Origin of the sequence: Phenylobacterium sp. (genome assembly GCF_046291545.1) — a bacterium.
Taxonomy (GTDB): domain Bacteria; phylum Pseudomonadota; class Alphaproteobacteria; order Caulobacterales; family Caulobacteraceae; genus Phenylobacterium.
This window is the reverse complement of the sequence record NZ_JBKBSM010000015.1, coordinates 15,643-35,778: the sequence shown is the minus strand read 5'-3', so window position 1 is coordinate 35,778 and position 20,136 is coordinate 15,643. Positions and strand designations below refer to the sequence as shown.

The window sequence follows — 20,136 nt, the reverse complement described above, 5'->3', positions numbered from 1 at the left end:
TCCGCCAGCTCCACCGCCAGGCTGTCCGCGTCCGCCTCCGAATAGACCACCACCGTCGAGATCCCCAGACGACGGCACGTGCGGATGATCCGGACCGCAATCTCCCCGCGGTTCGCAATCAGAAGCTTGTTGAACATCCCGCCCCCACTCACATTAACTTTCATGCACTTACAGTTGATTCAGCGCAGCTTTACGGCCGTGCCTGAAGCACTGACCATGAGCATGCTGTTCTCCATCCCGAGGGTCTCGTAGTCCAGGTCCACGCCCACCACGGCGTCGGCCCCCAGGCCGCGGGCTTCGTCGCACATCTCCCTGAGGGCGGTGTCGCGAGCTTCGCGCAGCGCCTTCTCATAGCCGGCCGCGCGCCCGCCGATGATGTTGGTGACGCCGGCTAGGAAGTCGCGGAAGATGTTGGCGCCGATGATCGCCTCTCCGGTGACCACCCCAAGGGTGCGGGCGATCTCATGCTCGGCGAGGGTCGGTGTGGTCGCGGTGATCATGGCGCCTCCCGGCGAAGCTTTTCCTTCAAGGGGGGCGACCTTAGATTGAGGCTCATGACCACGCCAGCCGTCTCCCCCACCGGTTTCGACCTCACCCCGCCCACCGACGCCGAGCGCGCCGAGCTGGAGGCGGGCCTCACCCGCGAGGAGGCCGACGTCCTCCTTCACCACGGCACCGAAGCGCCTTTCTGCGGCGGGCTCCTCGATAACAAGGAGAACGGCGTCTACTGCTGCCGTCTCTGCGGCCTGCCCCTGTTCCGGGCCAAGACCAAGTTCGAGAGCGGCACCGGCTGGCCGAGCTTCTGGGCGCCGTTCGACGAATCACACGTGGTCGGGGTGCGCGACACCAGCTACGGCATGGTCCGCATAGAGACCCGCTGCGCCCGGTGCGACAGCCATCAGGGCCACGTCTTCCCCGACGGCCCCCCGCCGACCCGGCTGCGCTACTGCATCAACTCGGTGTCCTTGGCCTTCGTGGCGGACGGCGAGCCCTTGCCCGACCCGTTGCGCCGGGGCGACGATCTGGCGATGGCGCCCCTCGGAAGCTGACGGGCGTCCTCCTCCTCTTCCATCAGGTGGGTCAGCACCTGGAACAGGAAGGCCGTGGACCAGCCGATCAGCAGCATGCCGTTGACCGCCTCCAGCACGCCGACGATGCGCCAGGGGACCGGCAGGATCGCCCCAGTCTCGCCCACCGTCGAATAGGCGCTGGTGGAGAAGTAGAGCGCCTGCTCCAGGCTCGGCAGCAGCCCCATGCTCCAATAGACCGCCGCATAGGCCCAGATCTCCAGCCCGTGCAGCACGAACAGCCCCAGCACGATCGTCAGGGGCGCCAGCATGCGGTCGAGCCGGCCGAATGACTGCAGGCGCGCAAAGCGCCATCGGGTCAGGTCCATCAGCACGTCGAGCCCGATCAGGTGCACCACCACCGTCAGGCCGACCATGGCGGTGGCTAGCAACAGCTCGTGCCCGAGGTTCGAACCGGATGCGAGGACGTCCATGACCGGCAACTGAACCACCGGCCCTGCATCCGGCCTTGATTCAGAACAAGCTCAGGCGCCGGCCAGCCGGTCCAGGACGGCGAACGAGCGGGACGGATCATGGCCGTCCTCGAGGTCCCACACCGCCGCCAGGCCCGCGTGGGCGAAGACCCAGGACCGCAGCCGGGAGAGCTCCAGCCGCGCCGCCGCCGCGATGATCTCCAGCTGCCGCTCGAGCCGTCCGGGCGCACGCACCAGGTCCAGGGACGGATTTCGCACTATGTTCGCGTAGTCATAGGCGCGCTCGCCGCGGTAGCCCCACGGATCGATGGCGCGCCGGTCGCCGCCGCCGAAGTCGAGAACGTTGAAGTGGTGGATGTCCGCGTGCAGCACCACCACCTCCTGCTGCGTCTCCAGGAGCCGGGCCGCCGTCGCCGCAGCCGCCGCAAGGCGGGCGTCGTCCTGCGCGACCCCGACGAGCTTGGCGAACAGTCCGCGGAGCGGTGGAACACCGGCCGGCTCCGGGCACGGCCGCGGGGCGTGCAGCGCCGCGACCACCTGGCAGAGAATTGCGCTGGCCTGATCGTCCTCGCCGGCCTCGGCCATCTGGGCAAGTCCGGCGGCGGCGGGGGCCCGGACCATCAGCACGGCCTCGGGAGCGCTCGCCAGCACCTCGACGGCGCCGCGCCCGCCCCACCAATCCAGAACCCGCCCGCCGCGCGCCTCGTCGGCCGAGCCGAAGACCTTCAGCATCGCTGGCCGCCGCTTGAAGCGCACCGGCGCGAGCCGGCCCTCGCTCCCGGCGAAGGCCGCGCCGTCGGGCTCCAGCCCCCAACGGGCGAACCAGGCTTCGAGGGTGTCGGTCACCGGCGAAGCCTAGCCCCAGCCGCAGCGGCTGTCGCGGCGTCAGCCGCGGTCGGAGGCCTGCCTGTCCAGCACCGTGCCTTCCGGCGCGCCAGCCGCGCCGGCGTCGCCCGCCGCTCCCTGGCGGACACGCAGATTGTTCTGCACGTGCTGGACGCCGGACACGTGTTCGACCAGGTGCTCCGCCCGGTGCTTGTCGCGCCGCTCCCGCACGAAGCCGTTCAGCGTCACCTCGCCGTCCTGCACCCGCACCTCGATGTCGGAGGCGTCCAGCAGGCGGTCCTCGGTCAGGCGCTCATGCACGTCGTCGTCGATCCGCGCGTCCGAGCGGCGGTAGCCTTTGGGGCCGCGGCCACGATGGTCCTCCTCGCGGCGCTCGCGGGCGTAGGGATCGCCAAACCAGGACGCCGCCTCGTCGGACATCCTGTCCCAGAAGCCGCGGTCGTCCCCGCCCCGCCCGGGCCGGGCGTAGGGGCCGCCGTCACGCCCCAGCCTGCGCGCCCGACGGCGCAGGTCGCCGGCATCGCGTTCGGTCTCGTACCAGTCCTGCCCCGAGGTGGGGCCGAAGTCGTAGCCGCCCCAATAGCGGCCTTCGGTGACCCGGCCGGTGTAGTCGGCGCCGCTCTCGCGCTGGCCGAACACCTGGCCGGCCGGATTCACCGCCTCGCCGATCCCCCGGTCAGAATCGTACTCGCCCCGCGGCGGTCCGAAGGCGCGCTCCTCGTCCAGGCGGCTGCGGGACCGCCCCCAGTCTGGACCGGTCTCCCGCGGCCATCGGGCGGCGCGGCGCGTTTCCTGGGGTCCGTCATCATGCCAGCGGTTGTTCATCGGCCAACTCCTTCGCTGAGGCTGCAGCCGTCAAACCGAAACCGGGGCCCGCCCGTTCCGACAAACTCCCGTGAGCGTCACAATGGGATGTTGTCGTGCTTCTTCCAGGGGTTCTCCAGCACCTTGCCGCGCAGGTTCTTCAGCGCGCGCACGATGCGCTTGCGGGTGCCGTGCGGCATGATCACGTCGTCGATGTAGCCGCGGCTGGCGGCCACGAACGGATTGGCGAAGCGCGCCTTGTACTCGGCCTCCCGCGCGGCGATCGCGTCGGGATCACCGATCTCCGAGCGGAAGATGATCTCCACGGCCCCCTTGGAGCCCATGACGGCGATCTCCGCCGTCGGCCAGGCGTAGTTGACGTCGCCGCGGATGTGCTTGGAACTCATCACGTCATAGGCGCCGCCATAGGCCTTGCGGGTGATCAGCGTCACCTTCGGCACTGTCGCCTCGGCATAGGCGAACAGCAGCTTGGCCCCGTGACGGATCAGCCCGCCCTGCTCCTGCCGGGTGCCCGGCATGAAGCCCGGTACGTCGACGAAGGTGACGATCGGAATCTCGAAGGCGTCGCAGAAGCGGACGAAGCGCGCCGCCTTGCGGCTGGCGTCGATGTCCAGCACCCCCGCCAGGACCTGCGGCTGGTTGGCGACGATCCCGATGGTGGCGCCGTCCATCCGGGCGAAGCCGCAGATGATGTTCTTGGCGAAGTCTGGCGAAATCTCGAAGAAATCCGCCTCATCGACGACCTTCAGGATGAGCTCCTTCATGTCGTAGGGCTTGTTGGGATTGGCAGGCACCAGGGTGTCGAGCGACGGCTCCTGGCGTTCCGGATCGTCGAAGCTCTCCCGCACCGGCGGGGTCTCGCGGTTCGACAGCGGCAGGAAATCCACCAGACGGCGGACCTGCGTCAGGGCCTCCAGGTCGTTGTCGAACGCGCCGTCAGCGACGCCGGACTTCAAGGCGTGCACCCGATACCCGCCCAGTTCCTCGTGCGTGACCTCTTCGTGGGTCACCGTCTTCACGACGTCCGGCCCGGTGACGTACATGTAGGAGGTGTCCTTCACCATGAAGATGAAGTCGGTGATTGCGGGCGAATAGACGTCGCCCCCGGCGCAGGGCCCCATGATCACGCTGATCTGCGGGATCACGCCCGAGGCCAGGGTGTTCTCCAGGAAGATGTCCGCATAGCCCGCCAGGCTGTCCACGCCCTCCTGGATGCGTGCGCCCCCGGCGTCGAACAGACCGATGATCGGCGCCCCGACCTTGAGCGCCTGGCGCTGGACCTTCAGGATCTTCTGCGCATGCGCGCTCGAAAGAGATCCGCCGAAAACCGTGAAATCCTTCGAGAAGACGAACACGACACGGCCGTTGATCGTGCCCCAGCCGGTGACCACGCCGTCGCCGGGGATCTTCTGCTCGGCCATGCCGAAGTCCACCGCCCGGTGCTCGACGAACATGTCGAACTCCTCGAACGAACCCTCATCGAGCAGCAGGTCGATGCGCTCGCGCGCGGTGAGCTTGCCCTTGGCGTGCTGGCTCTGGATCCGGCGCTCGCCGCCGCCTGCCCGCGCCTCTTCGCGCCTGCGCTCAAGTTCTTCGAGGATGTGCTTCACGCTTGGCTCCGATACGCCCTGAACGGAGCAAGGCGTAGTCGCGCGCCGTGCGGCTGACAAGTTGCCCGGGCGGAAAGCCTGGAAGGCTCAAGCCGCTTCCAGCGCGCGGAACCACCGTTCCAGGAGGCGCGCCTCGTCCGCCAGCTTGGCGGTGCGCTCGGCCGCCTCTGCGTCCACCCCCCACTTCTCCTCCTGATAGGCCTCGTCCAGGCGCGACAGTTCGAAGGCCTGCTCGCCGCTGAACCAGCCCCGCAGGAGGCCGATCGCCAGGATCGCCGAGCCGAACAGCGCCGCGCCGAACGCAAGACCGGTCAGGCGGAAGTCGTCCAGCCCGCCCGCCAGGGCCCGCACCCGCGCCAGGGTCTCGGTGGGCTGCTCGCGATGCACGATCCCAGAGGCGCGCACGAACGCGCCGGCGATCTCGGCTTCGGCGCGGGCGAGCACCGGTTCCCAGCGTTCGACCTGCCGGTCGGCCAGGGCGGCCGGCTGGTCGGCGAAATAGCAGAGCAGGTCGGAGCCGGCGTATTGCGCGACGCTCTGCACCGTCGCCTCCCGGGCGGCCGGCAGCGCCTCCAGCGCCGTGTTGGCCAGGCGCGTGGCGTGCATGTCGGCCAGTTCGATCACCTCGGCCTGGGCGGCCCACTCCCCGGCCACGAGGTCCGCCAGGGCCCTGGTCGGCAGCACCAGCTTGCCGCCCTTGGGCGTGCGCACCGTGCGCCCGTCGAGCTTGACGGCGAAGCCGGCGCCCTCCGGCTCCACCGTGACCTCCTTGTAGAAGCGCTTCGGCTTCTCGACCGGTTCGTGAAATCCCTTGGACACCATGAGCACCACCCGGTCCGCGGCCCATCCGCGGACTGCCCGCGTGGAATGGGGGCTCGGACGAGAATGCGCAAGCCGTGCGTTCTCAGCGGGCGCGGGCCCGAAACCGGCGCCGGCCCGCCTGCGGCCTAGTCCAGCAGGGCCCGAACCGACGCCACGGCCTCATCCGAACTGGTCCGGAACGGCCGCACATCCCGCCGGCAGATCTGACGCGCCACTTCACGTCCCATCGCCGCCACCGAGGATACGCCGGGAATCCCGGCCCACTGCCCGACCATGTAGAAGTTCGCCAGCCCGGGCAGGGTCTGGCTGAGCCGCCGGCCGGCGAAGATCGAGGTCAGCATGGCGTTGGTCGAGCCGCGATATCCGTGCCCGTTGCCGGTGAACCGCAAGGTGGTGGCCGGCGTGGCCACGTCCACCACTTCGATGTCCTTCCGCAGGCCGGGGAAGCGGGCGTCCAGCTGCGCGATCACGGCCTCGGCGACGGACGCCTTGGCCCGGGCGTACGCCGGCGGATCGGCGGCCAGCGCCGCCCATCGGCTGTAGCTGGTGGCCATCACCGCCTTGAGCGCCGTTTTGCCCGGCGCCGCCATGGTCGCATCGAAGGCGAAGGGCTCCACATAGAGCCGCTCCCGCGCCTCGGCGTCGATCGTCACCGGCGGCTCAACCGGCAGGATAAGCGCATGGGGCAGCGCCGACAGGTCCCGCGCCACCCCGAGGCAGACGTGCACGCCCATCTCGATGCGGTCCTCGGGCGCTGCGTAGTAGGCGCGGATCGCCGGGCTGGTGTAGCGCCCGCCCAGCATGCCCTCGATCGTCGCCTTGCCGTTGGCGTTGCTGACGACGATGTCGGCCCGCAGCTCGGCGCCGTCGGCCAGGCGCACGCCAACGGCGCGGTCCGCCTCCACCAGCACCTCGTCCACCCTGGCGCCGAACCGCACCTCGCCGCCCAGCCTGCGGAAGCGCTCCTCGATCGCTCCGGACAGGGCCTGGGACCCGCCCACCGGCCAGCCGAGGTCCCCGACCGAGGTGCGGGCGAGGAAGAACAGGGCCATCAGCATCGTCTGGGCCGGCCAGTCATAGATCATGCGGGGAAGGGCGCTGCGCAGGAACGGATCGGAGAAGCGCGCCGCATAGTCATCCAACGTCATCCGCCCCCACCGCAGCAGGGTCGGCGCCGCCACGGCCAGCGCTCGCGCCCGCTCGCGCGGCGGCGACAGCGTCAGGCCCAGCAGATCGAAGTGAACCAGCCGGCTCGCCGCGCCGATGAACGCGTCGATCACCGGGGCGTCCCTGGGCGAGAGCGCCTTCATGTGCGCCTGCAGCCGGCGCAGATCGGTGTAGACCGTGAACGGCTCGCCGTCGGGCCGCTCGATGCACACCAGTTCGTCGAAGCGCTTGACGGCCAGCCGCGGAAAGACGCCCAGCTCCCGCCACATCGCAGCCAGGCCGCTGTCGGCCGAGGTGCCGGCGAGATTGTGGATGCAGCCGTCGAACACGTAGCCGTCGCGGGTCCAGGAGGTGCAGACCCCGCCGGTGCGGTTGTGCGCCTCAAGGATCGTGGCGCGGTAGCCGTTCATCTGCGCATAGCAGCCGGCGGACAGCCCGCCCACGCCGCCACCGATGATCAGCACTGTCCCCTCGGACATCGCGCCCTCCCTGAAAGGACTGCGCGCAGATGGCCCGCCCCCGGGGCTGGTCGCATTGACCGCCGTCAAACGGCCCGGCGCGCGGCCCTAGCGGCGCTTGCGGGCGAACGGCTCGGGCTCGGCCTCGTGCTCGTCGAAGCCGAAGCGTGCGAAGCCGGCCTTCATTTCCGGGCTGATCGGCGCTTCCAGGACCAGCACGCCGCGGGAGGGGTGCGGCAGGGTGAGCCGGCGCGCATGAAGCTGCAGCTTCAGCCCCTCCGAAAGGCCCGCGGAAGCTTCGTTGGCGTACTTCGGGTCGCCCAGGATCGGGTGGCCAATGGCCAGCATGTGAGCGCGCAGTTGGTGCGTCCGCCCGGTGTGCGGGCGCAGCGCCATCCAAGTGACCTTCTGGCCGGCGCGGCTGATGGTCACGAACTCCGTCTCGGCCGGTTCTGCACCCGGCTCCTTTGGATCGGCCGGGACCACCATCTCGCGATCGCCCACGCCCTTCTTCACCAGCGGCAGCTCCAGCACGCCCTCCGACGGCTTGGGCTGGCCCGCCACCAGGGCCCAATAGGTCTTCTGGGCCTTGCGACGGGCGAAGGCGCCGGACAGCTTCGCCGCCGCCGCGGGGGTCTTGCCCAGCACCAGGACGCCGGACGTGTCGCGGTCGAGGCGATGGACCAACCTCGGCCTGTCGGCCCCCTCGCCCCAGGCGCTCAGCAGCCGGTCGACGTGCCTGGTGGTCTTGGTCCCGCCCTGGACCGCCAGGCCGGAAGGCTTGTTCAGCGCAAGCACCTCTTCGTCCTCGTAGAGGACCAGGGAGCGCGCGTAGGCGACGTCGCGCGAATCGAGGGCCTTGGCCCGCTCTCCGGGCGGCGGCGCGTCCGGCAGCGGCGGCACGCGCACCATTGCCCCGGCGTCCAGCCGCGTATCGGCCTTGGCCCGGGCGCCGTCGACCCGCACCTGACCGGAGCGGATCAGCTTCTGCAACTGGCCCTGGCTGAGGTGCGGCCAGCGGCGGCGGAACCAGCGGTCGAGCCGCACGCCGTCCTCCCCCTCGCCCACAGCGATGGTGCGCACGGCCCTCATGCGAAGGCGCTCGATGCCGGGAAGGACGGGTCGATGGTCACCGGCCCCTTATGCGACGCCGCGCCGCATCCGCAAAGGGCCGTCAGGATCGCCGCGACAACCCGCCGTTAAGCGCGCCGCCGCAAGGTCGCCAATCGCAACGTACGGCTGCAGGCATGCAACGGAACCTCGCAGGCGATTCCATCGACAGGCTCGCCGCCACCGAGGCGGCGCCGGTGCTGGCGCGCCTTGAGGCCGCCGGACTGGCGGCTCGCGGCTGTGCGGTCGTGATCAGCGTCGGCGCGGTTCGGGAACGCGCCGGAGGCCGCTGGCCCAAGCTGCGCGACGAGGTCTGGGCGCGGCTGAACGCGCGCCTCGACGGCTATCTCGAGCCCGACGATCTGCGGGCCCGTCTCAACGACACCGACCTGTTGGTCGCCACCGCCCGGGGCGAAGCGACGGCCGTGCGCGCCCTGGCGCTGCGGGTTCTGGAGGAGCTGGTGATCCACTATCTCGGCGCCGCCGAGCCGGTGGACCTTCGGCTTGCGGCCGTTGAATCCGTCGATGGCACCTTGATCAGCACCTACGACCTGGACCCCGGCGGCATTGCCGCCGACTGGCGGGCGGACGGCCGTTTCGACCTCGCCGCGCTGCGGGGCGATGTGGATTTCACCGACGAACGGCGCTGCAATCCGATCCATCTGCCGGCCACGGACAGCGAGCAGTTGCGGGTGCAATTCTCGCTCGAGCCCGTCACCAGCCTGAAACACGACAGGCTGGCCGCGCTTCGGGTCCATCCCACCGTGTCCTGCGTAGGGACCGGACGGCTCGTCAGCCCCGATCAGTGGGCCAGGCTCAGCGATGACCACGCCGGACTGATCGACCAGGCGGCCCTGGAGTTCGCCGCCCTGTTCCTTTCCCGCCAGGGGCGGACCTCGCCGCCGCTGATCGTTCCGGCCTCCTTCCGCACCCTCGGCGGCCGCAGGGGACGCCGACGCCTGACCAGCCTGCCGGGCGTCTCCACCGCACAGGCCAAGGGGCGCCTCGTCATCGAACTGGTGGACGTGGACCGCGGCACGCCGCCGGGCCGGCTAGCCGAGGTCGCCGCCCTGGTCGGCGCGGTCTGCCGCGGCGTTTTCGTGCGGCTGCGCCCGGCGAAGAACGCCGAGGAGCCGTTGCGCCAGGCGCGACTGCAGGGCCTGACCCTCGACTTCGGCGACGCCGGCGACGCCGATCGCCAGGTCGTGCACCAGGTGCTCGCCGCCGCCGAGCAGGCGCGCGCTCTGGCCCCGGTCCTGGTGGCCCACGGCCTGCCCAGCGAGGGCTTCTACCCCATCGCCCAGGTCGCGGGCTTCACCCACGCGGCAATGCGGCCCGGCGGAGCGCTGGACGACGTTCTGCCCGCCGCGGCGGCCTGATCTAGGTCCGCAGGCCGGCGCGTCCGCCCAGGTTGCGCTGGACCTCGCGGGCGCCATAGACGTCCGGCTCGCGCGGCGGCGTCCCCCGTCCCATCACGATCTCCAGGGTCTGGCTCAGGGCCGGCCCGCCGCCGGCGAGGTCGAAGCTGGTGCCGACGCCCAGGCTCACGCCGCCGCGGCCGCCGTAGGAGCCGCTTCCAGCCCCCAGGCTGACCCGCGGCCCCCGGCCCGCCCCACTTTGAGTGGTGGCGCGGTCGGCGATGCGGAACCAGTCATAGCCCTGCGACAGCGTCAGCTCGGCGGCGCGCAGAAGGGCGTAATCCGAGACCATCTCGACCGGCGCCCCCGGGCCGCCCTGGAACGTCACCCGGAACCGGCCCTGCTCGATCTGGTACTCCGACCATCCGACCGCGCCGGGCGTGGCGGCGGGACCATAGAAGGTCGGGGAGGAAGCGCAGGCGCTTAGAGCGAGCGCAGACAAGGCGCCGGCCATCACCCGGCCGGAGATTCGCAGACGTTCGGGCCGCCGCATGCGGACGTCCTCCTTCAGATTGGGTTGAACGGCGCGCCGCCACAGGCGTTCCGCAGCCGCCAGCCGCCGCGCACGATAGCCCGCAACCTCACGTTAAGTCGCCGGGCGCAACGTGTCGCCGATGCCCCTGGGACGCCGATGAGCCGACACGAAGGCGCAACGATCGACCGGATCGCCACCGCGACTGCCGCGGCGGCGCTCGACCGGCTGGCCGGCTCCGACCTCGTCGAGCGCGGCTGCGTCACCATCATCAGTGTCGAGGCCATCCAGGAGCGCGCCGGCGACCGCTGGCCCCGGAAGAGGGACGACGTCTGGGCCTATGTTGGCCGCAAGCTGGACGAGCACCTTTCCCACCAGGACATCCGCCAGCGGCTGAACGAGACCGACTTTCTCATCGGCATGACCCAGGAAGAGGGGGTGGCCGCCCAGGCGGTGAGCCTGAAAATCCTCGAGGAGGTCCTGGTCTTCTTCCTTGGATCGGCCGAACAGGCCGATTTCCGGGTTCGCTCGGTCAACCGCATCGACGGCCTGAACGTCTCCGCCGCGGAGCTAGACCCGGTCCGCATCGCCGTCGCCCGCCAAAGGGTCGCCGATCCCGCAGCGCCCTCGCCCTACAGGCACGGGATCGACCCGGAAGAGGAGCGCAAGCGCAACCCGGTGTCCTTCGTCACCGCGGGCGGCGAGACCATGAAGGTCCACTTCGCGCTGGAGCACGTCGTCAGCCTGCAGCACAACGTGACCGCCGCCCTGCGCGTGCAGCCGACGGTCAGCCACGCCGCCACCGGCCGGGTGATCCCCACGCGCTTCTTCGGCAAGCTCACCGACGAGGAGGCCGCTTTCATCGACCGCTCGGCGCTGGATTTCGCGTCCCTGTTCATGCCCAAGGACAGCCGCAGCCAGCCGCCGCTGATCGTGCCGGCCTCCTTCCGCTCCCTCGGCGGCCGCAAGGGTCGGCGCGAACTGGTCGGACGTGAGGACATCACCGCCGAGCAGCTCCGCCGCAGCCTCTTCATCGAACTGTTCGACGTCGACCGCGGCACCCCGCCCGGGCGCCTCGCGGAAGTTTCGGCTCTCGTCACCGCGGTCAGCCGCGGCGTCTTCGTGCGGCTACAGCCGGTGAAGCGCGCCGCCGCCCCGGTGCGGGACGTCCGCCTCCGTGGGCTGACCTTCGACGCCGCCGACCTGGCCGGCTTCGATTCGCGCCTCGCGCGCCTGCTGGTGGCGATCTCCATGGAGGCCAAGGGGCTCTCGCCGGCTCTCGTCGTCCAGGGCCTCCCGAGCGCGGAATACTTCGGCATGGCCCAGGTCGCAGGCTTCACTCACGCCAGCCGCCGCGCCATCGCCGCCGGCGAGAGCGAGCGCCCAGCCGCCTAGGCGCCAGCGCCCGCCATGAGGCCGAGGGCCTCCGCCATGGCCGTCATGTCCGATGGCAGGGGCGCCTCGATGCGACGGGTTCCGCCCTCCGGATGGGGGAACTGCAGGGCGCGGGCGTGCAGCATCAGACGCGGCGCGGCCCGCCCCTCCACGACCAGGGGCCCGCCATAGCGGACGTCCCCGGCGATGGGCCGTCCGATCGACGCCAGGTGCGCCCGCAGTTGGTGCATGCGCCCCGTCCGCGGCTCCAGTTCGACCAGCGCCGCGTGATCCGTCGCCGCCAGGGTGCGGTAGCGGGTGAACGCCGCCTCCGCCTGCGGGTGGTCCGGCGCGCAGACCCGCATATAGGCCTCGCGTCCCACCTCCTCGCGGCGCAGCGGCGCCTCTATGACCCCAGCGGCGGGGGACGGCGCGCCCCCGCCCACGATTGCGCAGTAGGTCTTCGAAAACCGCCGCCCCATCATGGCCTTGCCGAGGAATCCTGCGGCGGGCTTGGTCTTGGCCGTAAGGATCACGCCGGAGGTGTCGCGGTCCAGGCGATGGATCAGGCGCGGGCGCGCCTTTCCGGGCCTGGCGAAGGCCCACAGCAATTCATCCAGGGTGTGCGCCGGCGTTCGGCCGGCCTGGCTGGACAGGCCCGCGGGCTTGTTCAGGGCCAGGAGCTGGGCGTCCTCATAGATCACCAGGCCGCGCACGAAGGCGACCTCCGCCTCTGTCAGAGCGACGGGGGTTTCATGAGCCTTGGCGCGGCGCGGGCCGGTCGGCTTCATTCGCCCCGCCGGCCGCGGCGTTCGCGCTCGGACGCCCAGCGATCGAGCCGTTCCTTGATCCGCGCCTCGACGCCCTCGCCCCGGGGCGCGTAGAAGACCCGCCGCTCCATGCCGTCCGGAAAGTAGTTCTGCCCGGAGAAGCCGCCCTCGGCGTCGTGGTCGTAGGCGTAGCCGCGGCCGTAGCCGAGATCCTTCATCAGCTTGGTCGGGGCGTTCAGGATATGCGCCGGCGGCATCAGCGAGCCGGTCTCCTTGGCCGCCCGGCGGGCCGCGCCGAAGGCCTTGTAGACGGCGTTCGACTTGGGCGCCGCAGCCAGGTGCACCACGACCTGCGCCAGGGCGATCTCGCCCTCGGGCGATCCCAGAAACTCGTAGGTGTCCTTGGCGGCGTTGGCGAGCACCAGGGCCATGGGGTCGGCTTCGCCGATGTCCTCCGCCGCCGCGCGAATCAGCCGCCGGGCGATGAACAGGGGCTCCTCGCCTCCCTCCAGCATGCGCGCCAGCCAGTAGAGGGCCGCATCCGGGTCGGACCCGCGGATGGATTTGTGCAGGGCCGAGATGAGGTTGTAGTGCTCCTCGCGGTCCTTGTCATAGGCGGGACTGCGCTTCTGAAGCACCTGCCCCAGCTCCTTGGTGCTCATCGGCCTGGCGACGCCGATGTTGAACAGGGTCTCGGCCAGGGTCAGCAGATAGCGTCCGTCGCCATCGGCCAGGGCGACGAGGGCGCCGCGGGCTTCCGGTTCGAGCGGCAGGGTGCGGCCCTCGAAAGCCTCGGCCTTGGCGAGCAGGCTCTCCAGCGCCTCCTCGTCCAGCCGCTTCAGCACATAGATCTGGCAGCGCGACAGCAGCGCCCCGTTCAGCTCGAACGAGGGGTTTTCCGTGGTCGCCCCCACCAGGGTGACGATCCCCTCCTCGACGAACGGCAGAAAGCCGTCCTGCTGGGCGCGGTTGAAGCGGTGAATCTCGTCCACGAACAGCAGCGTCGACTGCCCGGCGGCCCGGCGCGCCCGCGCCGCCTCGAACGCCTTCTTCAGGTCCGCGACGCCGGAGAACACGGCCGACAGCTGCTGGAACTCATAGCCGGCTTCCTTGGCCAGCAATCGGGCGATCGTGGTCTTGCCGGTGCCGGGCGGGCCCCAGAGGATCATCGACGACAGCCGCCGGGCGTTGGCCATGCGCCGGATCGGGCCGGCTTCCGCCAGCAGGTGGTCCTGGCCGACCACCTCGTCCAGCCGCTGGGGACGCAGACGGTCGGCGAGCGGTGATGGGGCGTGCGGCGTCAGGCCCGCGGCTTCGAACAGATCGGCCATGCCGCAGCCTAGCAGGAACCGCAGCGGCGCGCCCCGGTCACGTGCGGAACTGGGCGGTGATCCGCTGGCCGTTGCGCTCGATCGTCACCTGCCAGGAGCCGCCGCCCTGGGCGAGCACCCCGGCCAGTTCGCGAACGTCTCCGATCCGCCGACCGTTGACCTCGCGGATGATGTCGCCGGGCCGCAGCCCCGCGTTCATCGCATAGCCGCGCCCGATACCGGCCACCATGACGCCAGGGCCGAGGAACGGGTCGACCCCCAGTTCGTCGGCCACCGCCGGCGACAGGTTCACCACCGTCGCCCCGTCGAACGGGTTGCGGCCGCTGATCATGCGCTGGTCGCGGGCCGGGGTCTCCGGCGCCGGCTCGGCCTTGACCCGCAGGGTGAGCGGCCCGCCGTTCCCCCGCCGCACGCCAAGGGTGTAGGTGTCGCCGGGGCGATGGGTGCCAATGGCGAAGTTGAGCGCGCCGGCGTCGGCGACGGACCGCCCGTCCACCGAGACGATTACATCCCCCTGCTTCAGGCCCGCGCGCGCCGCCGGACCGCCCGGATAGACGTCCGCAACCAGGGCCCCTTGCGGAATCGACAGGCCCAGGCTGCGGGCGATCTCGCCGGTGACGCTCTGCGTGCGCGCGCCAAGCCAGGGACGCACCACCGCATGGCCGCCGCCGACGGCGGTCTCCACCACCCGGCGGACCATGGCCGCGGGGACGGCGAAGCCGACGCCGCTCGAGGTGCCCGAGCGCGAGAGGATGAAGCTGTTCACCCCGATCAGATCGCCGTCCATGTCCACCAGCGCGCCGCCGGAGTTGCCCGGATTGATCGCCGCATCGGTCTGGATGTAGCTGGACGCGGCGTCGCCGCTCGGATCGGCGGTTCGGTTGAGGGCCGAGATGATGCCGTTGGTGACGGTCTGGCCGACGCCGAAGGGATCGCCGATGGCGAGCACCAGGTCGCCCACTTCAGCGTCGCCGGTGTCGTCGATGGCCAGCACCGGCAGGCGCTCGTCGCCAACGTCGATCTTCAGGATGGCCAGGTCGGTGCGCGCGTCGGCCAGCAGCACCTTGGCCGGAAATTCGCGGCGGTCGGCCAGGGCCACGGTGATCTCCTGGCCGCCTTCCACCACATGGTTGTTGGTCACGATCACGCCGTCAGGCCGCACGATCACGCCCGACCCGAGGGAGCCCTCGATCCGGTCGCGCGGGGCGCCCATGCCGAACAGCTCCCAGAACGGATCCACCCGCTGGCGCACGAGGCGCTTGGAAGAGATGTTCACCACGGCCGGGGCCGCCTTCTTCACCACCGGGGCGAAGGACGCCTTCATCGAGGCGGCGTCGGCGGGCGGCGAGCGCGTCGGCTGGGCGAGCGCGGGCTGCGCCGACGACTTGCTCGTGGGGTCCGAACAGGCGGCGAGAAGGACCAGGACGGGGATCAGAACGCGCGGGGCGTGCATGGCGGCTCCAGCTTCTTCGGAACGCCGTCAATCTGCGAAGGTTTCGGGCGCAAAGATGGCGGCGCGGCGATCGCTCTTCAGGCCATGGCCTCCGCCGGGGCGCGGGCCACCTTCAGCGACAGCAGGAAGGCGCTGGCCAGCATGGCCGAGGCCAGGAAGATGGCGAACCCGGGCGCGTGCAGCACCGCGTCGTGGCGAATCGACCAGGCGAAGGTCAGGCCGAAGATGATCGGGCCGATCACCGATGCCACGCCCTGCAAGCTTTGGTTGGCGCCCTGCAACTGTCCCTGCTGGTGGGGCCCGACCCTTCGGGTCATCAGGCCCTGCAGCCCCGGCTGCAGGAAGTTCAGGAAGGCGAACACCGGAATGCCCATCAGGTACATCCAGCCCTGTGAAGCCAGGCCGTAGATGGCGAATCCCGCGGCCCCGGCGGCGCAGCCCAGCAGCAGGGCGCCTCGCTCGCCGATCCGCGCCACCACCGGCCCGACCAGCAGGGTCTGCACCAGCACGCCCGCGATCCCGGTCCCCATCATCGGCAAGCCGATGAAGGCCGGGCTCCAGCCATAGCGGTATCCCGAGTAGAGCACGAAGATCGACGGCAGCACCGTGTGCGCCAGCTGGAAGAGGAAGCCGACGCTGGCCAGGCCCAGGAGTTCGCCATGGGCCTTGAGGAAGCCCAGGGACCCGACCGGATTCGCCCGACGCCAGTCGAACCGCGCGATCCGCTTCTCGGCCGGCAGCGATTCGGGAAGGATCAGGAGGCCGTAGAGCCAGTTGACGGCGGTCAGCGCCCCGGCCACCAGGAACGGCAGGCGCAGGTCGAACTCGGCCAGCCAGCCGCCGAACGCCGGCCCCAGCAGGAAGCCGAAGCTGAAAGCCGATCCCATCCAGCCGAAGGTCTTGGCCCGCTGCGCCGGCGGGGTGACGTCGGCGACGTAGGCGTTGGCGGTCGAGAAACTCGCGGCGGTCACGCCGTTCAGGACCCGCCCGACGAACAGCCACATCAGGTTGGGCGCCAGGGCCATGAACATGAAGTCCACGGCCAGGCCGAACAGCGAAATGAGCAGCACCGGCCGCCGCCCGATCCGGTCCGACAGCATGCCCAGGATCGGCCCGCAGAAGAGCTGCATCACCCCCCAGGTGACGGCGAAGATGACGTTCCATTCGGAGGCCGCCGCGGTGTCCCCGCCGGTGAACTCCTTGATCAGGTTCGGCAGCACCGGGATCATGATGCCGAAGGAGATCGAGTTCATCAGGGCGCAGGCGAAAATGAAGCCGAAGGCGGCCTTGCGCCCCTGCGGCGCGGCCTGGCCTGCGCTCTGGTCATCCATCTGGCGTCGCCTCCCCAGCGATCCGGAACATTAAATGAACAAACGTCGGAAAAATCAAACGTCGTCGCCGTAGGCGCGCAGCAGCACCTGCCACCATTCCGCCAGCCTCATCAACAGGGCCTGGTCGGGGAAGCCATGGCGCGCGGCGCTGTCGGCCGGCACGCGGTCGAACCCGCGATGCTCGACCCTGACGCGAGTCTCTTCGCCAAGGGCTTCGAAGACGACCTCCACCTCCGTCGACAGTTCCGGCGGGAAGCTCGCTTGGCGCCAGGAGAAGACCAGCCGTCGCGGCGGCTCCCAGACGCTGATGCGCCCGATCTCGAAGACCTTGCCGCTCGCCAGGGTCTCGGTCAGCCGTCCCCCCTCGCCGCGCTCGAAGGCCATGCGGCCGGGCGCGCGGGGCGTCGTCTGGAAGAGGCCGTTGGGCCGCCACCAGGCCCCGATGTCGTCCACAAAGGCGTCGAAGGCCCGCTCGGCGGACGCCTTCACCCGCAGGGCGACATAGACCTTGGAGCTCACGCGGACTCTCCGCCCGCTTCGACATGCGCCTTGAACGCCGCCAACTGCGCGGTCCACAGGCGCTCGGTTTCCTCGAGCCATCGCAGCAGGTGGACCATGGGTTCGGGCCTCAGGGCGTAGACACGCACCCGCGCATCGAACTTCGGATGCGTCTCCTCGACCAGTCCGCTCTCGCGCAGAGCGCGCAGGTGGCGGCTCATGGCCGGAGGCGCTAGGCCGAGCTCCCGCGCCAGCTCGCCCGCCGGGCGCGGCCGCTCGCGCAGGAGCTCGATCACCTGACGCCGATGGGGCTCGGCCAGGGCGGCCAGGGTCCGGTCGATCGCGGCGGTCTGGGCGCTCAAAGCCACCCCGTGATCTTCAGGTCGCCGCCCGCCGCCGCCTCGGCCTCCTCGCGGCTCAGCCGCTTCACCGTCTGGCTGACCGTCCAGATATGCCCTTCCGGATCGCGGCAACGGTAGGTGCGGTCGCCATAGAACTGGTCCTGCGGTTCGGCGACGATCACCGCTCCGGCCTTGCGGGTCCGTGCGCAGTGGGCGTCCACGTCGTCCTTGATCGATATATGGATCGTCTGGGTGACCTTGCCTCCGAGCGAGGCCGGGCTCTTGTACTCGTCGCTCCACTCGTAGCCGACCATCACCGCGGCGTCGCCGAAGCGCATCTCGGAATGGACGATCTGGCCCTGCCCGTCCTCAATGAGCATGAAGGTTTCGAAGCCGAACGCCTCCTCCAGCCATGCCAGGGCCGCTCGCGGGTCGCGATAGCAGACCGCCGAGACCAGAGCCGGTCGCCAGTCCTGCGTCTTGTCCGTCATCGTCGTGGCTCCTTCAGGGATGTGGTGATCCTGCGTCCGGTCGCTTCGGCCATCTGCGCCGGGCTCATCGCCGCCAGCGTCTGACCGAAGGACCAGGCGTGGTCCTCGATGTCCGCGCAGGTGTAGACCCGATCGCCGTAGGGCTGGGTCTCGGGTTCGCGAAGGATCCGGGCGCCGGCGGCGCGGGCGCGGGCGCAATGGGCGTCCAGCCCGTCGGCGAGCTGGACATGCACGGACTGGGTGTTGCGGCGGCCGAACGCCGCGGGGCTCACCGCCCCGTCCCTTGGCGGGCCGACCACATAGAGGCGGCCGGCGCCGAGGACGAGCTCGGAGTGGATCACGCCGCCCTGGCCGTCGTCGACCACCAGCGTCGTCTCGAAGCCGAACGCCCGCTCGAGCCAGGCGATCGCCCTGCGCGGCTCCAGGTACCAGACCAGGGGAATGACCGCGGTGCGGACGGTGTCGCCGCTCATGCGCCCTCTGCTTTCAAGACATTCGCCTTCAGGCCGGACGCGGCTTCCATCTCGGTCTGCGAGACCGAACGCACCTCCTGTCGGAAGCACCAGACATGGCCTTCCTGATCCAGCGCGCGGTAGGTCCGGGCGCCGTAGAATTGTTCCTCCGGCGCCTGCACGATCCGGGCGCCGGCCAGCCGCGCCCGCTCGCAGTGCGCGTCCAGGCCATCTTCCAGTTCGACCCACAGGAATTGGCTGCCAGCGCCGCCCAGGCTGGCGGGACTCCTCATCGCCGCGCCGCCGAGCTGCGGCCCGGCCCACTCCCCGGCGACGCCGACATGGCCGCCGCGGAAGCTCATCTCCGCATGTCCGATGTTCCCCGCCGCGTCCGTAAGCAGGACGCTCACCTCGAAACCGAAAGCCCTGGCCAGCCAGTCGAGGGCCGCCCGGGGATCGCGGTAAAAGACGGTCGGGGTGAAGATCGGCTTTCTCGAGATGTCGGCCATGGCGATCCTCCTATTTGCCGGAGGATACAATATTTCACTCCTTTCGCAACTATCTGCGCTCGCTGCCGTGCACCAGGACGGCGCCCACCTCGTCGAGATCTCCATCCCCTGGCTCGCCGGCAAGGCCGAGCAGCCTTGCGAGCAGCGGATAGACGTCGACGTTGTCGAACACCGGCGGGCGAGCCCCTTGGCGGATGTCTGGCCCCGCCGCGACGAACACGGCCCGCATCTGGGGATCCTCCGGATCGAACCCGTGGTTGCCGCCCACCGCGCGGCGGCGCGCCAGACTCCCCCGAGGCGCGATCTCCCAGCCGGTCTCCATCAGGCAGAAGAGGGGCGCCGCTCGCCGGTGCCGGCCGTAGTGGAAGCGCGCGGGGATCTCGGCCTTCTCCCAGCACTCCATATGCGGACGCGGCGACAGCAGCGCCGCCTTGGCCTCGGCCTCGCGCCCCGCCTCCGGCACGAAGGTTAGGAAGGCGCCGGTGGTCAGCGGCCGGCCGAGGCCTGGCGGAACGACGTCCTCCAGCACCACGACCTTTTCGGCGCGAACCTCGGCCATGCCGTGGTCGGCCACCACCACCAGGTTCGCGTCCAGGCCCCTGGCCTTCAGCCCCTGGCGCAGGCGTCCGATCGCCGAGTCCGTGCGCGCGATCGCCGGATCGAGCTCCGTGGCGTTCGGACCGTACATGTGGCCGTAGGTGTCGACTTCGTCGAAATAGAGGGTCAGGAAGCCCGGCCGCTCCTCTAGGGGCAGGTCGAGCCAGGCGAGGATCTGGTCCACCCGCGCGTCCGGCGACAGGCTCATCTGGAAGGTCGTCCAGTATGTCGGCCGCACGCCGCGCACGGCGGCTTCCGACCCTGGCCAGAACATCGGGGCGGCGCGGATCCCGGCCTCCTCGGCGCTCACCCAGATCGGCTTGGCGTCGTCCCACCAGAAGGCGTCACGCACCTGCTCGCGGTCGGCCATGGCGAAGCGGCGCAGCGGCGGGCCGGGATCTTCCATGGTGTTGTCGACGATGCCGTTGCGATCCGGCCGCAGCCCGGTGACCAGCGTGTAGTGGTTGGGGAAGGTCTTGGACGGGAAGGACGGCCGCATCTCCGCCCGGGCGCCCTCGGCGGCCATGGTCGACAGGTTCGGCGTGATCCCCCGGTCCAGGTAGTCCGGCCTGAAGCCGTCGATGGAGACAAGGATCACCGGCCGCGACGACGCGTCCTGCGCCGGGCCGGGCGCATGCGCGCAGGCCGCCAGGACAAACAGAAGGACAGCGGAGAGAATCGGGAGCGGGCGCATGGCCGGATCCTACCGGCTGAAGGTGACGCTCTACCCCGCGCGCACGAAAAAGGCCCCGGAGTTTAC

The 20,136-nt window shown here is 70.5% G+C and carries 23 protein-coding genes; 3 read left to right on the top strand and 20 right to left on the bottom strand.

Annotated elements, in window-relative coordinates; all coding sequences use genetic code 11:
- Both ACK4YQ_RS18375 and ACK4YQ_RS18370 read right to left on the bottom strand, forming a co-directional pair.
- Window positions 1-137 (bottom strand): biotin carboxylase N-terminal domain-containing protein (locus tag ACK4YQ_RS18375; RefSeq protein WP_409613412.1); only part of this gene is annotated, 137 nt, incomplete at its 3' end.
- 42 nt (window positions 138-179) lie between these two features.
- Window positions 180-500: a heavy metal-binding domain-containing protein gene (locus ACK4YQ_RS18370; protein WP_409613406.1), complete on the bottom strand. Its 321-nt coding sequence runs from the start codon at window positions 498-500 to the stop codon at window positions 180-182.
- A 54-nt stretch (window positions 501-554) separates the two neighbouring features.
- Between ACK4YQ_RS18370 and msrB the strand changes: the two genes are divergently transcribed.
- A complete protein-coding gene (msrB, locus tag ACK4YQ_RS18365) occupies window positions 555-1,049 on the top strand; it encodes a peptide-methionine (R)-S-oxide reductase MsrB (RefSeq protein WP_409613404.1) in 495 nt (164 codons plus the stop codon).
- On the opposite strand, the gene ACK4YQ_RS18360 is transcribed toward msrB, so the two are convergent.
- The 7 genes from ACK4YQ_RS18360 to ACK4YQ_RS18330 all read right to left on the bottom strand — a co-directional run bounded on the left by ACK4YQ_RS18360 (window position 944) and on the right by ACK4YQ_RS18330 (window position 8,321).
- Window positions 944-1,501, bottom strand: coding sequence for a two pore domain potassium channel family protein (locus ACK4YQ_RS18360; protein ID WP_409613402.1), 558 nt, complete (start codon window positions 1,499-1,501; stop codon window positions 944-946). The genes msrB and ACK4YQ_RS18360 overlap by 106 nt on opposite strands.
- Window positions 1,502-1,552: 51 nt before the next feature.
- Window positions 1,553-2,347, bottom strand: a complete 795-nt coding sequence (locus tag ACK4YQ_RS18355; protein WP_409613401.1) for an aminoglycoside phosphotransferase family protein — start codon at window positions 2,345-2,347, stop codon at window positions 1,553-1,555.
- A 39-nt stretch (window positions 2,348-2,386) separates the two neighbouring features.
- On the bottom strand, window positions 2,387-3,172 hold the full coding sequence (locus ACK4YQ_RS18350) for a BON domain-containing protein (RefSeq protein WP_409613400.1): 786 nt from the start codon (window positions 3,170-3,172) through the stop codon (window positions 2,387-2,389).
- Window positions 3,173-3,249: 77 nt separating this feature from the next.
- Window positions 3,250-4,782, bottom strand: coding sequence for an acyl-CoA carboxylase subunit beta (locus tag ACK4YQ_RS18345; protein ID WP_409613398.1), 1,533 nt, complete (start codon window positions 4,780-4,782; stop codon window positions 3,250-3,252).
- 87 nt (window positions 4,783-4,869) lie between these two features.
- Entirely contained in the window at window positions 4,870-5,604 is a 735-nt protein-coding gene (locus ACK4YQ_RS18340; protein WP_409613410.1) for an ATP12 family chaperone protein, read from the bottom strand.
- 125 nt (window positions 5,605-5,729) lie between these two features.
- Window positions 5,730-7,250, bottom strand: coding sequence for a phytoene desaturase family protein (locus tag ACK4YQ_RS18335; RefSeq protein WP_409613396.1), 1,521 nt, complete (start codon window positions 7,248-7,250; stop codon window positions 5,730-5,732).
- Between the two features lie 87 nt (window positions 7,251-7,337).
- Window positions 7,338-8,321, bottom strand: a complete 984-nt coding sequence (locus ACK4YQ_RS18330) for an RluA family pseudouridine synthase (protein ID WP_409613394.1) — start codon at window positions 8,319-8,321, stop codon at window positions 7,338-7,340.
- Between the two features lie 155 nt (window positions 8,322-8,476).
- On the opposite strand from ACK4YQ_RS18330, the gene ACK4YQ_RS18325 reads away from it, so the two are divergent.
- Window positions 8,477-9,718: a hypothetical protein gene (locus ACK4YQ_RS18325; protein WP_409613392.1), complete on the top strand. Its 1,242-nt coding sequence runs from the start codon at window positions 8,477-8,479 to the stop codon at window positions 9,716-9,718.
- 1 nt (window position 9,719) lies between these two features.
- Here ACK4YQ_RS18325 and ACK4YQ_RS18320 read toward each other — a convergent pair whose 3' ends face one another.
- Complete coding sequence (locus ACK4YQ_RS18320; RefSeq protein ID WP_409613390.1) at window positions 9,720-10,250, bottom strand: CC0125/CC1285 family lipoprotein; 531 nt, start codon at window positions 10,248-10,250, stop codon at window positions 9,720-9,722.
- Between the two features lie 138 nt (window positions 10,251-10,388).
- Between ACK4YQ_RS18320 and ACK4YQ_RS18315 the strand changes: the two genes are divergently transcribed.
- The gene (locus ACK4YQ_RS18315; RefSeq protein ID WP_409613388.1) at window positions 10,389-11,624 is read left to right on the top strand and encodes a hypothetical protein; all 1,236 of its coding nucleotides are present in this window, start codon (window positions 10,389-10,391) and stop codon (window positions 11,622-11,624) included.
- Here the strand turns inward: ACK4YQ_RS18315 and ACK4YQ_RS18310 are convergent.
- The 10 genes from ACK4YQ_RS18310 to ACK4YQ_RS18265 form a co-directional block, all read right to left on the bottom strand.
- Window positions 11,621-12,394 (bottom strand): RluA family pseudouridine synthase, encoded by a 774-nt coding sequence (locus tag ACK4YQ_RS18310; protein ID WP_409613387.1) that lies wholly within the window; start codon window positions 12,392-12,394, stop codon window positions 11,621-11,623. The two genes, ACK4YQ_RS18315 and ACK4YQ_RS18310, sit on opposite strands and share 4 nt — an antisense overlap.
- Window positions 12,391-13,704, bottom strand: coding sequence for a replication-associated recombination protein A (locus tag ACK4YQ_RS18305; RefSeq protein WP_409613385.1), 1,314 nt, complete (start codon window positions 13,702-13,704; stop codon window positions 12,391-12,393). The genes ACK4YQ_RS18310 and ACK4YQ_RS18305 overlap by 4 nt, the downstream gene beginning before the upstream one ends.
- 37 nt (window positions 13,705-13,741) lie before the next feature.
- Window positions 13,742-15,157 (bottom strand): Do family serine endopeptidase, encoded by a 1,416-nt coding sequence (locus ACK4YQ_RS18300; RefSeq protein ID WP_409613383.1) that lies wholly within the window; start codon window positions 15,155-15,157, stop codon window positions 13,742-13,744.
- 77 nt (window positions 15,158-15,234) lie between these two features.
- Window positions 15,235-16,488: a TCR/Tet family MFS transporter gene (locus tag ACK4YQ_RS18295; protein ID WP_409613381.1), complete on the bottom strand. Its 1,254-nt coding sequence runs from the start codon at window positions 16,486-16,488 to the stop codon at window positions 15,235-15,237.
- 54 nt (window positions 16,489-16,542) lie between these two features.
- A complete protein-coding gene (locus tag ACK4YQ_RS18290) occupies window positions 16,543-17,007 on the bottom strand; it encodes an SRPBCC family protein (protein WP_409613380.1) in 465 nt (154 codons plus the stop codon).
- Window positions 17,004-17,354, bottom strand: a complete 351-nt coding sequence (locus tag ACK4YQ_RS18285) for an ArsR/SmtB family transcription factor (protein ID WP_409613378.1) — start codon at window positions 17,352-17,354, stop codon at window positions 17,004-17,006. The genes ACK4YQ_RS18290 and ACK4YQ_RS18285 overlap by 4 nt, the downstream gene beginning before the upstream one ends.
- A complete protein-coding gene (locus ACK4YQ_RS18280; RefSeq protein WP_409613377.1) occupies window positions 17,345-17,818 on the bottom strand; it encodes a VOC family protein in 474 nt (157 codons plus the stop codon). The genes ACK4YQ_RS18285 and ACK4YQ_RS18280 overlap by 10 nt, the downstream gene beginning before the upstream one ends.
- Complete coding sequence (locus ACK4YQ_RS18275) at window positions 17,815-18,291, bottom strand: VOC family protein (RefSeq protein ID WP_409613375.1); 477 nt, start codon at window positions 18,289-18,291, stop codon at window positions 17,815-17,817. Before ACK4YQ_RS18275 ends, ACK4YQ_RS18280 begins: the two co-directional genes overlap by 4 nt.
- The gene (locus ACK4YQ_RS18270; RefSeq protein ID WP_409613373.1) at window positions 18,288-18,779 is read right to left on the bottom strand and encodes a VOC family protein; all 492 of its coding nucleotides are present in this window, start codon (window positions 18,777-18,779) and stop codon (window positions 18,288-18,290) included. Before ACK4YQ_RS18270 ends, ACK4YQ_RS18275 begins: the two co-directional genes overlap by 4 nt.
- A 49-nt stretch (window positions 18,780-18,828) precedes the next feature.
- Window positions 18,829-20,070 (bottom strand): ectonucleotide pyrophosphatase/phosphodiesterase, encoded by a 1,242-nt coding sequence (locus tag ACK4YQ_RS18265; protein WP_409613371.1) that lies wholly within the window; start codon window positions 20,068-20,070, stop codon window positions 18,829-18,831.
- Window positions 20,071-20,136: the final 66 nt, after the last annotated feature.